Genomic DNA, 12,697 nt, shown 5'->3' with positions numbered 1-12,697 from the left:
CCTAACAGGAAGAGCTTTTTCATTCCTTTGACAGCCGGATGATCAAATATTTACTAAATTCATTTTTCACAAAGTACAGCATATGAAAATTATAAATATACGTTCCCTGTTTAGTGTCTTAACAGCACTGTTAATCGTTCTATTAAGTACATTTTCTTTCGCTCAGTCGAAAAAAGAACTGACCATTGTTACTTTCGGTAACTCTACAACTGCTCCCCGGAAAGGAATTGAAAAAGTATATGCCGTTCGAATTCATGAAGGGCTCACCGAGGCAGGAATTACAAATAAGGTGATCAACTCAGGAATTGGCGGCAGTCATACCGGATATGGAAAAGATTACAAAGATTCTAAGATCGAACATGGTATGGACCGGTTTGAAAAAGCTGTGCTACAGCATCATCCGGATTGGGTAACCATGAACTTCGGATTAAATGATGCCTATCAGGATAATGGGATTGGAACCGCATCACGTATTCCAATTGAAAAATACATTGCAAATCTGACATATTTCATAACGGAGATCAAAAAGATCGATGGAAAGATCATCCTGCTAACCCCTAATCCGCTTAGTTCAAAACTTGATCAATTTCGTCATGAACGTTTAAAGCTTTACAAAGATGCCGTGATCAAACTCGCCAGATCTGAAAATGTAGAACTGATCAATTCCTGGAAACTATTTCATCACTTTGCTAAAAAGAGCCCGGAGGGAATGGAAGGTTTACTGCCGGATGGTACGCATCCAATGGATACAGGTCATAAACTGATTGCTGAAAAGATCATAAAAATAATTAAGAAGAAGAGCCGCTGAGTTTTATAGGCGGAACATCTTCTTTGCATTAAAATACAAGATCTTACGTTCAATTTCCTTACTTGCTGAAAGCTTTTTAATGGCGGCAATGGTTCCGGCACCCTGGCAGGCAGGACCGTGACCTGCTGCATCATCACAATCACTTCCGTAAAGCAATTTATCCTGATGCTTAGTTAAAAAGGCACGGGCATGATCTTCATCTCTTGTCAGTGAACTTAATCCTGACCCTCCCGAGATATCCCCAAACATATTAGGATAATCACTCATCAAACGATCGGTTAAGCCTCCGGGATTCACTTTCCCCCTGGGGTACAAAACATTCTGATCCGGATGATCCTTATCAATATTAGCCCAGAATGTTTGTGAATGACCTAAGAAATTGACTTTCGGGTACTTTTCAAGCATCTTATGAAAGCGCTCAAAACCACGGTTATACATATTATACTGCCAGTGCATCAGTACGGGCACATCATATTCCTGTGCAAGCTGGTAGATCTTCTGCATCTCTGCTGAATCACAATCTACATTGAATTTTAATTCCCCGATCATCTTGGCACCCAGTTTCAGATACTTTTCAATCTCCGGAATTGCACCGGGAAAATCAGGAACCTCGCAAGCTCCAAAAAGCATTTCAGGTGCATGATCACGGGCATACTGATAACAGATCTCATTGCCTCCAGCCTTCACCTGCAAACCATTACTTAGTCCGTAATGAGTCGAACCATAGTTCAATGACCTTCCGGCAGGTAAAAGTATAGTTGTGGTCACACCCATCATCCGCTGATGTGCAAGCATTTTATCCTGACTCCTCCCTGCATAATCTGTATGCTGATGAATGTCAATGATCGGCTCATCAGCATTTACTACTGATCCCTTGAGATTTAATGCATATCCGGCCAGAAAAATTCCTGTACCTGCAATAAAATAACGGCGTGAAATTGGCTTATTAGTTTTCATAGTATCGTTTACGTACACAATTTACAAATGATAAATAAATAATCCTATAATGATTGCTATAGACTTTCGAATTATTGAAAAGCTATCAATGAAATCGCAAACAATTTCCAGCCTTCACAGTTAAATTAATAGAGTAAGTATCAATCTTACAGGAAATTATCATAAACGTAAAAAGGTATGCCCTATTCCTTTGAAAACTTAATTAAATTTGGGAATAAAATATAACCTATCAAGCAAAGATGAAAGCAGTTAAAGCATACGCCGCCCTTAGTGCGAAAAAACCCCTGGAACCATGGCAGATCGATCGTCGCGAACCAGGTTCAGATGATGTAGAGATCGAGATCCTGTTTAGCGGGGTATGCCACTCAGATATACATACAGCGAGGAATGAATGGCGTGGAACTGTTTACCCTGTTGTTCCGGGACATGAGATCGTTGGTAAAGTAACCCGTGTGGGTGATTCTGTCAGCCGCTTTAAAATAGGTGATACCGTTGGAGTTGGTTGTTTCGTTGACTCTTGCAGACATTGCAGTAACTGCAAGGATGATCAGGAACAATATTGCGAAAATGGACATACTCAAACGTATAACTCTTACTCACAGGATCGCAAAACTATCACCTATGGCGGATACTCGAGCCATATAGTTGTGACACAGCATTTTGTGTTAAATGTTTCCGACAAATTACCATTGGCAAATGTTGCGCCTCTTTTATGTGCAGGCATCACCACCTACTCTCCTTTGAAACACTGGAATGTTAAAAAGGGAGATAAATTGGCGGTATTGGGCTTAGGCGGATTAGGCCACATGGCTGTTAAGATCGCTTCATCTATGGGCGCTGAAGTAACGGTTCTTAGCCGATCAAAAGGCAAAGAAAAAGATGCAGAAAGATTAGGTGCAAGCCATTTCAAGATAACTTCTGATCCTGAAAATATGAAAAATATGGCCGGAAGTTTTGATTTTATAATTGACACCGTTTCAGCAGAACATGATTACAATCAATATCTTGCTCTCTTGAGAACGAATGGTGTTATGGTGCTGTTAGGTGCTCCGCCAAGCCCTTCAGAGGTTTCAGCATTTCAGCTTATCGGTGGCCGCAGAAGTCTTGTTGGCTCCTTGGTTGGAGGTATTAAAGAAACACAGGAAATGCTCGACTATTGTGCAGAACATAACATCAGTTCAGATATTGAACTAATTAATATGGATCAGATCAATGAAGCTTATGAAAGAACTCTTGCCGGAGATGTACATTATCGTTTTGTAATCGATATGAAATCATTAAATTGAAATGATTTATATTTAAACACAAATAATCCATTAATTAATTTTAGAATTAAATTCCAAAACATCTATCATGACTAAAAAATTGCCAGTTTTAATAAGTGCCATAGCGGTAATCTTCACCGCTTACAGCAATGGAGCCTACTCACAGGATAGCAGCAAAGATCCGGTAGAAAAACTTGCTCCCAATAGCGCTTACAAACCTGCCTTCACAGGACAGACAAGAATTGCCGGTGTAAAAACCAAAACAGCAATTCAAACAAAAATTCTTGTAAACGGACTTAAAAGACCATGGGGAATGACAGTTTTACCAGATGGAAGGCTTTTGATCACTGAAAAAGCTGGAGTCATGAAAATTGTTACTACTTCAGGAACTGTAAGTGAACCGATCACCGGTCTGCCGGAAGTTAATCCAACTGGCCAGGGAGGCTTACTGGGACTTACAATTGATCCTGATTTTACAAAAAACAGGATGGTTTACTGGTCATTTTCTGAAAAATCAGCTGCAGGGAATCTGACGGCTATTGCCAAAGGAACCCTTTCTGCGGATGAAAAAAGGATCGAAAATGCCACTGTGATTTACCGCGCAAATCCGGCACACCCAAGCACCGGTCATTATGGAGGAAGAATCCTGGTTGATAAAACCGGTAATTTACTGATAACAACCGGAGAACGTTCTTCCCTGGAAACCAGACCTCAGGCTCAGTTTCTGACATCAGCGAATGGAAAAGTAATCCGTATCACTAAAGATGGTAAACCAGCACCGGGCAATCCATTTCTGAATAATTCTGAGGCAAGACCTGAGATCTATACTTATGGTCACCGGAACGTTCAAAACCTGGCATTTCATCCGGTAACAGGTGATATCTGGACCGCTGAATTTGGTCCCAGAGGTGGTGATGAGTTAAACCTGATCAAACCGGGCAAAAACTACGGATGGCCAACAATCACGTATGGTATTGAATACAGCGGCGTAAAAGTTGGTGAGGGAATTCAGCAAAAAGAAGGTATGGAGCAGCCAGTTTACTACTGGGATCCATCAATCTCTCCAAGCGGAATGTCTTTCTATAGCAGTAATACCATTCCTGAATGGAAGAATAACCTTTTCATTGGAAGCCTGAGTGGAATGCATGTACTCAGACTGGTCATTAAGAACAATAAAGTTGTTGGCGAAGAAAGACTTCTCGCCGATGAAAAACAACGTTTCAGATCAGTGATTGAAGGTAAGGATGGTGCACTCTATGCCATTACCGATGAAGGAAGATTATACAGACTTGGAAAATAAAGAAACAAGAGCTATTTTATTTAGCTAAAACAATCATTTTCACGAACAGGGATCGGTTTTATATCGGTCCCTGTTTTTTTATGCCCGCATCCAGGGTTTAGCTATCAAATTTCTTGGCAAAATTGATGATATTTAATTCTTTAATTAGATATTAGTTTAATAAACAAATAACGAAAAAGCTAAACGCTGATTCGGACCAGCAGAATGAGATCATACCTTCCCAAATTATCAAGTCTATTTACTTTCCTTATTTTTCCGCTTGTACTATTTTCACAGGTTAAAAATTTTAGTCCTTATACTCAGGATCTGAGCGGGACTGACCTGAAATTTGATATGGTAGCTATTCCTGCTGGCGAATTTATGATGGGCAGCCCTGAAAATGAATCTGGCCGGCGCCCTGATGAAGGCCCTCAGCATCCGGTCAAAATAAGTCCTTTTTGGATCGGTAAACATGAAGTTACATGGGATCTTTTTGAACCCTTCGTATATAAAAACCAGGAAGTTCGTCGCAGTACAATACCCTTAACCCAAGAGGTTGATGCCCTAACCCGGCCGACAAGGCCCTATGTGGATATGACCTGGGGTATGGGCAAGGAAGGCTTTCCAGCCATTGGGATGACACATTACTCTGCTGTTCAATTCTGCAAATGGCTTTATACCAGAACAGGCATATTTTACAGGCTACCAACAGAAGCGGAATGGGAATATGCCTGCCGTGCTCAAACTAAAGGCCCTTACTCCTTCCCTGCAGGATCAAAGCTGGATGAATATGCCTGGTACAATGACAATAGCGATAAAAAAACACATCCTGTAGGCAGTAAAAAGCCAAATGCATGGGGACTTTTTGATATGCATGGTAATGCAACAGAATGGACCATTGACCAGTACAAGGCAGATACCTACAGCAAATTTAAAAATACCACTGCCCTGGATCCGCTTGTCCCGGCAGAAACATTATACCCGCATTCTGTGCGTGGCGGATCTTATGAAGATTCAGCCAATGATCTTCGTTCTGCAAGCCGCAGAGGATCAGATCCGGAATGGAAGAAAATAGATCCCCAGATACCAAAAAGCAACTGGTGGTTAACAGGAGGTACATTTGTAGGCATTCGGCTTGTACGGCCTCTTGTACCCCCTACCAAAGAAGAAATCGATGCATACTACAATCGTGAACCTATAGCTGATTATTAATTCAAATTATTCATAAAATGAAGAACGAAATTTCTGGAACTAACGACAGGAGGGATTTTTTAAAAACCTCGGCTATCCTTACAGGTGGCGCTTTACTTGGAAGTCTGCCTCTTGCCGGTGCCTATGCAGCCGGATCAGACACCATTAAAATTGCACTGGTAGGTTGTGGAGGCCGCGGAACCGGCGCTGCCTTTCAGGCTCTGAGCACTAAGTATAATTTAAAACTGGTAGCCATGGCTGATGCATTTCCCGACAAGCTCGACAAATGCTATAAAGCCTTAATTGCAAAATATGGCGCTGAAAAAGTTAGCGTTCCTGATGATAAAAAATTCGTTGGTTTCGAAGGATATAAGCACGCCATAGCTGAAGCTGACGTTGTTTTACTGGCCACTCCTCCGGGATTCAGACCCGAGCATTTTGCTGAAGCCGTAAAACAGAATAAGCAGATCTTCATGGAAAAACCAGTTGCAACTGATTCACCAGGCATCCGGAGTGTGCTTGCAACAGCCGAGGAAGCTAAACGCAAGAAATTAAACGTGGTTGTAGGTCTGCAACGCCATTATCAAAAAAACTACCGGGAATTAATGGACCGTGTACATCAGGGAGAAATCGGCGATGTGATCTCCGGTCAGGTTTACTGGAATAGCGGCGGTGTTTGGGTAAATCCACGCCAGCCTAATCAAACTGAAATGGAACATCAAATGAGAAACTGGTACTATTTTAACTGGCTTTGTGGTGATCATATCGTAGAGCAGCATGTCCATAATATCGATGTTGCCAATTGGGCAAAAAATAAATATCCGGTTTCAGCTTACGGTGCAGGCGGACGTTTCCTTCGCAATGGAAAAGAGTACGGTGAGATCTATGATAACCATTCCGTTGAATTCGTTTACGACGACGGAACAATCATATCAAGTCAGTGCCGACACTTTACCGGTGGAGCAAACAGAGTGGATGAATCTTTCCAGGGGACCAAAGGAAAGGTCTATTTTGACTCCAACAACAAGGGAAAGATCTGGGATCACAAAGGCAAGGTGCTGGTAGATTATGAAGGAAAAAATGATGCAAACCCGTATCAGACTGAGCATGATGAATTATTTGCGGCAGTTACTGCCAACCAGTATAAGTTCGCTGATGCAGAAAATGCTGCAAAAAGCACCATGACCGCAATTATGGGCCGTTATGCAACATATTCAGGCGATATTATCAAATGGGAAGATGCTCTGAACTCGCCGATCAGCCTGATGCCGGAGCGTTTAGCATGGGATGCTATGCCAAAAGTATTACCTGATGCGAACGGAAATTACCCATTTGCAATTCCGGGTGTAACCAAGATTATTTAATCCTCTGCAGCTATTCATTCATAAGAAAAACGACCATGAAACGAAGTGAATTCATAAAAAGCTCTGCCTTGTTTGGGCTTTCCCTCACTGGGGGAAGTTCGGTACTGGCATCCGGCAGGAGCGGATCAGGCAGGGCTGAAAAAACGTTTAATTTAGACTACGCCCCGCATGCCGGGATGTTCGCAGCTCATGCCGGAGATAATTTCATTGATCAGATCAAGTTCATGCATGATCAGGGTTTCAGAAGTATTGAAGATAATGGCCTGGTGAAACGGCCGATCGCTTTACAGGAGGAAATTGGTAAGACCCTGGCAAGCCTGGGTATGACCATGGGTGTATTTGTAGTCGACAAGGGAGGCAATGGAGCCAATACACTGGCAGCAGGTAAACAGGAATACATTGATATTTTCTTAAATGGCTGCCGTCAGGCGGTTGAAGCAGCAAAACGCGTCAATGCAAAATGGGTCACTGTGGTTCCCGGAGATTTTGAACGGAATCTGCCGATAGGTATTCAAACCGGAAATGTAATTGAAGCATTAAGACGCGGAGCAGAAATTCTCGAACCGCATCGACTGATCATGGTGCTTGAGCCATTGAGTGATACCCCTAACCTTTTCCTGCGTAATACTGATCAAACTCATTTGATATGTAAAGGTGTAAACAGTCCTTCCTGTAAGATCCTCTATGATATTTATCATATGCAGAAAAATGAGGGTAATCTGATCCCAACCATGGAAAAATGCTGGGATGAAATAGCCTACATACAAATTGGAGATAACCCGGGCAGAAAAGAACCTACCACCGGCGAGATCAATTACCGAAATTTGTTTAAATACATTGATAGCAAAGGCTACAAAGGTGTTTTGGGTATGGAGCATGGCAATTCCATTCCTGGAAAAAGCGGGGAGCTTGCCTTAATAAAAGCCTACAGAGACGTAGATAGTTTTAAATAAGATCAATAAATGATTTTATCAGGAGCTATTCTACAGATAGCTCCTGATAAAATTCAAGAAAGCATTTTAAGTTCGCGTAATTTCTCAATATAAAGAAGCACTTCTGTTTCGCTGACATCATTGAAATTTTCATAATAAGCGCCAACTCCGGAAAAATCAGGAGGGGTCATCAGTACAATAACTTCATCAACCTCCTTTGCAACAGTTTTTACCGCACTTTGGGATGCTACCGGAACTGCAATGATTATTTTAGCAGGCTTACTCTTTTTAATTAAACTTACGGTGCTTAACAGGGTGTTGCCTGTCGCCATTCCATCATCAATCACAATCACCGTCTTTCCATCCAGGTTTTCAGGCTCGCGTTCACCCATAAATTTATCATGCATATGCTGAAGCTTGCCCCTGACCAGCTTCAATTCTTCTTCAATATATTCATTCGAAACATCATGATGTGGAATTACAAAGTAATCGTGCAGGCTGGCAGCGCCGATCGCATATTCCTTATTTGAAGGGTGTCCGATCTTTTTTGTCAGGACTATTTCCATTGGGAATCCTAGTTCCTTTGCCACAACATAAGCAAGCGGAACTCCCCCCTTTGGAACGGCAAGCACTACTCCCGGATCCGATTTGTATTTGCTGAGCTGGGCTGCAAGCAAAATACCAGCCTCTGTTCTATCCTTAAACATCATATTCAATTGTTAATTCATTGCATATCAAACCATAACAGCAGGTATATGGCTTTTGAACCAGGATGAAGCGAGCTCCGCTACCTGCTCCAGTTTTCCCTCCTCTTCAAACAAATGGCTGGCACCATCAACTATTTCAATCCGCTTTTCACAATTAAGCTTCTCATACGCTTTCTGGTTAAGACTAAGTACCTCACTGTCAAGGCTTCCTACAATAAACAGGCATGCTACTTTTATTTCCTGCAGATCTTCCATAGCCAGATCTGGCCTTCCGCCTCTGCTTACTACTGCAAAAATATCAGGCAGTTTAGCTGCAGCCTTTAAGGCCGATGCTGCACCGGTACTGGCTCCAAAATAACCAATACTCAGATCTCTCGCTGAAGGATGTTTTTGCAGCCATTTTGTTGCGGCAACTAACCTTTCATGCAGCATTTCAATTTCAAATCGGTTGATATAATACAGATCCTCTTCCGGGGTTAGAAGATCAAAAAGTAAAGTTCCAAAGCCATTTTTCTGAAGATAACCTGCAACATATTGATTCCGTTTACTTAACCTACTGCTTCCGCTCCCGTGTGAGAAAATAACAATCCCCATACATTCTTCAGGAATACATAATACACCTTTAAGCCTTATTTCGCCAACTGGTATACTTACCTCATTATTATACCGCATTTCCATAAAACAATAATTTCTAATTAAACATTCAAATTAATTACAAGCCCATTTGAAGGGATCAACAAAGCCTTTTTAAATGCAATTCCGAGCTGAACCAGAAAAACAATCCAGCCGATTTCTGGCATAAATCAAATCCCGGCAGGTTCAAATCTAATCAGTCATTGACACTGCGCTATTGATTTTCATCAGTGAAGGTTCTGATAATGATCAATACTTTTCTGCCATATAAATCTTTACTTCAAACAAGGAAATAAACAGGCAAAAAGCATCAATGTTTTAACACATCTCTTTAAAATGTACCAGGCAATATGAATGTTCATTCAAGCAAAACATTACAGGAAAGCGATCTTGTTGATGCTATCCGGCTGTCATCCTATTCATTGAATAACCCTGCCGACCTGAAGCCACTTTATAACCGCATAGGTGATGCTCAAATAGTCATGCTTGGCGAGGCCAGCCATGGCACACATGAATACTATACCTGGCGGGCCCTGATCTCAAAAAAACTGATCGAAGAAATGGGCTTTAATTTTATTGCTGTGGAAGGCGACTGGCCCGATTGTTACAGACTGAACAGGTTTATCAAAGGTTATGAGCCCGAAGACACAAGTGCTTTTGATGTCTTGCAGAAGTTTAATCGCTGGCCTACCTGGATGTGGGCCAACTGGGAAATATCTGCATTGGCAGAATGGATGTTTCAGCATAATAAAGGCTTAGCGTCCAATCAAAAAGTGGGATTCTATGGTCTGGATGTATATAGTTTATGGGAAAGCATGGAAAGTATCATGGGCTATCTCAAACAAAAAGACCCTGCCGCATTGAAGATCGCTGAAAAAGCTTTTCAATGCTTTGAACCATACCGGAAGGATGAAGGCCGTTCTTATGGTTGGGCAGGAAGGCTGGTTCCTGAATTATGCCAGGATGAAGTGATTGGTATGCTGAGAGAAATACAAAATAAATTACCTGTGTATAACATGGATCATGAAAATGTTTTCAGTGCAGAACAAAATGCATTCGTGGCAGTACATGCAGAAAAATACTACCGTGCCATGGTAAAAGGGGGACCGGAAAGCTGGAATATAAGGGACAGGCATATGGCTGGTACGCTGAACAGGCTGCTGGCCTTACATGGCCCGAAGGCAAAAGCTATTGTTTGGGCACATAATACTCATATCGGCGATGCGAGAGCTACCAACATGGCTTCAGACGGCATGTACAATATCGGTCAGTTGGGAAGATTGCATAAAGGAAAAGAAAATGTGGTATTGGTTGGATTTGGATCCAATGATGGAACCGTAATTGCCGGCGATTATTGGGGAGCACCTATGCAAACAATGCCTGTACCTGCTGCTCAAAAAGGTAGCTGGGAGCAGCTCTTCCATTTATCAGGACATGATAATAAATTATTGATAATGAATGATATAGACGAAAATGAAGCCTATATGAAAACACCCAGAGGACACCGAGCAATTGGAGTGGTCTACCATCCGGCACATGAATCGAGAGGAAATTATGTCCCAACATTATTATCCCGTCGCTATGATGCTTTCATTTATTTAAATAAAACAAAGGCATTGCATCCGCTGCATGTTCAACCCGACGGACAAAAGACGCCGGAAACCTATCCTTTTGGGGTTTAAGGAGCTTAAAATCATACACCTATGAATGTACCGGTCAAAAAAGGCAAACTGCAGAATTTAGCATTCGAAGAAATTGATAAAACAAAAAGTCCTGAGGAATTAAACCCTGCGGAAACGAATCCGGAGATCATCCCATTTGAAGATCCGTTTGAATCACCAGAAGATGCAGCACCTGTACCCGGTGAAGGGCCATGATAAATCCCAACTATCTATTTGATATTCAATATAGTACCTTCAATTGATCTGGTACCATTATCGGTATTAAAATAATAAACAACCAATACCCTTTTCTTATCCAATTGTACCGGCCAGGTATAGCCGATATCGCCATTCCCGCCATCTTCCCGAAGTATCACTTCCGGAGCAGTGGCAAAATCGGTACACTCTGCATTCAGTATCCTTGCACGTATGCCATAAGGCTTATGTCTGTAACCATAGGTGATCAAAACACGATTATCCGGCAGTCGAAGTGCATTCATAGGATGTCCTTTAAAGCCCATACTCTCCCACTTAGAAAAAGTTTTTCCTCCATCTGTTGAACGGGCTATACATGCCTGATCACCAAAACCTGCAGTTCTTAAAAATGCTACCAGGTCGCCTTTGGGTGTTTCATAAACGGAAGTCTCATTAAAAGAGATCTTCTCGTCAACTGCAACCGGACTGGAATAATTCCAGGTCAGTCCCTTATCATCTGAGCTGATCAAGTGTACAGAGGTCTTTCCCGGAGCATCGCTTGCTGCTGCCGCCCAGAAAATCCGTCCGCTTTTACCCTCAACAAGCGCTCCCCGATTATAGGCAGGGACAGGCTTTCCCATAGGATTGATGTTAATTTCAGGCTCAATATGCAATGGATAATGCGGGCCTTCCCATTTCCTGCCCCCATCCCTTGATCGTACCAGATAACCACCAAGAAAAACAGCCTCTCCGGCAATAAAATGAGGGGTTTTAAGATTTTTCATACCTTCAGGACGGAGAAAAGCCCAGCCATAACTGGCACACAATATGGTTCCATTGCGCAACTGCAGCAGACAAGGATCTTGTGAACCACCAAAAGGATGTGCATAAAGCAAATCCGGCTCCTTGGTCCAGTTTTCACCATCTTTCGAACGTAAAGACACCAGATAACTGTTCGGATCTACGTGACTGCTTGACTTTTCGCCAAATATTTTCCGGTCGGGTGCAGATCTGAATGCAAGCAGAAACTCCCCATTCGGTCGCTTAATGATCGAAGGAAATGCAACATAGAAATCAGGATTTTTATAGATGAGGATGTCTTTTTCTTTGCTGATACCGGGGATGCTATCAACTAATAACTGAAAAGGAGTCCATTTGGCAACGACAAAATTGAATTGATTTCCATATCCTGCCGGGGTTGAAGCCAGACTGTTTACAATTGAGTTAAATAAAAACAAACAAATCAGCAAACTATTGATTATCAATATATTGAAAATTTTCATCTCTTGTGAATTAGCAGATAAATTTTATAAATAAACGATGAATATAATAGGAATGACTAAAATTAAGGCCACATAAAAATAGGATATTGCATGTGCAAAATTCAAAGTCCAGCCCAGGCCATAACGCTTGTCAACCCAGATGGATGGATCATTTGGGTTGATATAAAACACCCCCCATTTCCATAGATCATTGTTATTCTTATCGAACTCATTCATAAATCAATATAGTAATTTATAAATTATCCGATCGGTCATTTCTTGCCGGAGTTAGATCGGACTCGATCTGAAGAGAAAATCACTAAAGAAAAATTGCACTTAGCATCAATGACCCCTATTTCAAAAGGCAATAAAGACATTTTCAGACACCTCATTGTTTTTCAAGACAGGAACCGCAAGCTTGCGAAGGCAATGAGATATAGAAA

At 41.8% G+C, this 12,697-nt stretch carries 13 protein-coding genes; 8 read left to right on the top strand and 5 right to left on the bottom strand.

Annotation, left to right across the window (positions count from 1 at the left end; translation table 11 throughout):
* Positions 1–82 precede the first annotated feature (82 nt).
* A complete protein-coding gene (locus BLR27_RS00125; protein WP_090697297.1) occupies positions 83–808 on the top strand; it encodes an SGNH/GDSL hydrolase family protein in 726 nt (241 codons plus the stop codon).
* Positions 809–811: 3 nt separating this feature from the next.
* Here the strand turns inward: BLR27_RS00125 and BLR27_RS00120 are convergent, their stop codons facing one another.
* Complete coding sequence (locus BLR27_RS00120; protein WP_090697293.1) at positions 812–1,765, bottom strand: amidohydrolase family protein; 954 nt, start codon at positions 1,763–1,765, stop codon at positions 812–814.
* A gap of 239 nt (positions 1,766–2,004) precedes the next feature.
* Here BLR27_RS00120 and BLR27_RS00115 point away from each other — a divergent pair, with 239 nt between their 5' ends.
* The 5 genes from BLR27_RS00115 to BLR27_RS00095 all read left to right on the top strand — a co-directional run bounded on the left by BLR27_RS00115 (position 2,005) and on the right by BLR27_RS00095 (position 7,817).
* The gene (locus BLR27_RS00115) at positions 2,005–3,051 is read left to right on the top strand and encodes an NAD(P)-dependent alcohol dehydrogenase (RefSeq protein WP_090697289.1); all 1,047 of its coding nucleotides are present in this window, start codon (positions 2,005–2,007) and stop codon (positions 3,049–3,051) included.
* 67 nt (positions 3,052–3,118) lie between these two features.
* Positions 3,119–4,330 carry a PQQ-dependent sugar dehydrogenase gene (locus BLR27_RS00110; RefSeq protein WP_090697285.1) on the top strand — a complete coding sequence of 404 codons (1,212 nt, stop codon included), beginning with the start codon at positions 3,119–3,121 and terminating at the stop codon, positions 4,328–4,330.
* A gap of 204 nt (positions 4,331–4,534) precedes the next feature.
* The gene (locus BLR27_RS00105) at positions 4,535–5,521 is read left to right on the top strand and encodes a formylglycine-generating enzyme family protein (protein WP_090697281.1); all 987 of its coding nucleotides are present in this window, start codon (positions 4,535–4,537) and stop codon (positions 5,519–5,521) included.
* Positions 5,522–5,538: 17 nt separating this feature from the next.
* On the top strand, positions 5,539–6,864 hold the full coding sequence (locus BLR27_RS00100; protein ID WP_090697276.1) for a Gfo/Idh/MocA family oxidoreductase: 1,326 nt from the start codon (positions 5,539–5,541) through the stop codon (positions 6,862–6,864).
* Positions 6,865–6,899: 35 nt separating this feature from the next.
* Positions 6,900–7,817: a hydroxypyruvate isomerase family protein gene (locus BLR27_RS00095; RefSeq protein WP_090697272.1), complete on the top strand. Its 918-nt coding sequence runs from the start codon at positions 6,900–6,902 to the stop codon at positions 7,815–7,817.
* Positions 7,818–7,870: 53 nt separating this feature from the next.
* Here the strand turns inward: BLR27_RS00095 and BLR27_RS00090 are convergent, their stop codons facing one another.
* Both BLR27_RS00090 and BLR27_RS00085 read right to left on the bottom strand, forming a co-directional pair.
* Positions 7,871–8,506 (bottom strand): phosphoribosyltransferase, encoded by a 636-nt coding sequence (locus tag BLR27_RS00090; RefSeq protein ID WP_221406283.1) that lies wholly within the window; start codon positions 8,504–8,506, stop codon positions 7,871–7,873.
* A gap of 24 nt (positions 8,507–8,530) precedes the next feature.
* On the bottom strand, positions 8,531–9,181 hold the full coding sequence (locus BLR27_RS00085; protein WP_176767565.1) for a dienelactone hydrolase family protein: 651 nt from the start codon (positions 9,179–9,181) through the stop codon (positions 8,531–8,533).
* A gap of 305 nt (positions 9,182–9,486) precedes the next feature.
* Between BLR27_RS00085 and BLR27_RS00080 the strand changes: the two genes are divergently transcribed.
* Together BLR27_RS00080 and BLR27_RS18445 are read left to right on the top strand one after the other, a co-directional pair.
* A complete protein-coding gene (locus BLR27_RS00080) occupies positions 9,487–10,818 on the top strand; it encodes an erythromycin esterase family protein (protein WP_090697264.1) in 1,332 nt (443 codons plus the stop codon).
* Between the two features lie 21 nt (positions 10,819–10,839).
* On the top strand, positions 10,840–11,013 hold the full coding sequence (locus BLR27_RS18445) for a hypothetical protein (RefSeq protein WP_176767564.1): 174 nt from the start codon (positions 10,840–10,842) through the stop codon (positions 11,011–11,013).
* 14 nt (positions 11,014–11,027) lie between these two features.
* On the opposite strand, the gene BLR27_RS00075 is transcribed toward BLR27_RS18445, so the two are convergent.
* Together BLR27_RS00075 and BLR27_RS00070 are read right to left on the bottom strand one after the other, a co-directional pair.
* Positions 11,028–12,275, bottom strand: a complete 1,248-nt coding sequence (locus tag BLR27_RS00075; RefSeq protein WP_090697260.1) for a sialidase family protein — start codon at positions 12,273–12,275, stop codon at positions 11,028–11,030.
* A gap of 24 nt (positions 12,276–12,299) precedes the next feature.
* Positions 12,300–12,491 (bottom strand): DUF5808 domain-containing protein, encoded by a 192-nt coding sequence (locus tag BLR27_RS00070; protein ID WP_090697255.1) that lies wholly within the window; start codon positions 12,489–12,491, stop codon positions 12,300–12,302.
* Positions 12,492–12,697: the final 206 nt, after the last annotated feature.

This window comes from Daejeonella rubra (genome assembly GCF_900103545.1).
Classification (GTDB): Bacteria; Bacteroidota; Bacteroidia; order Sphingobacteriales; family Sphingobacteriaceae; genus Daejeonella; species Daejeonella rubra.
The sequence above is the reverse complement of the archived record's forward strand: the minus strand, read 5'-3'. Positions and strand labels throughout refer to the sequence as shown.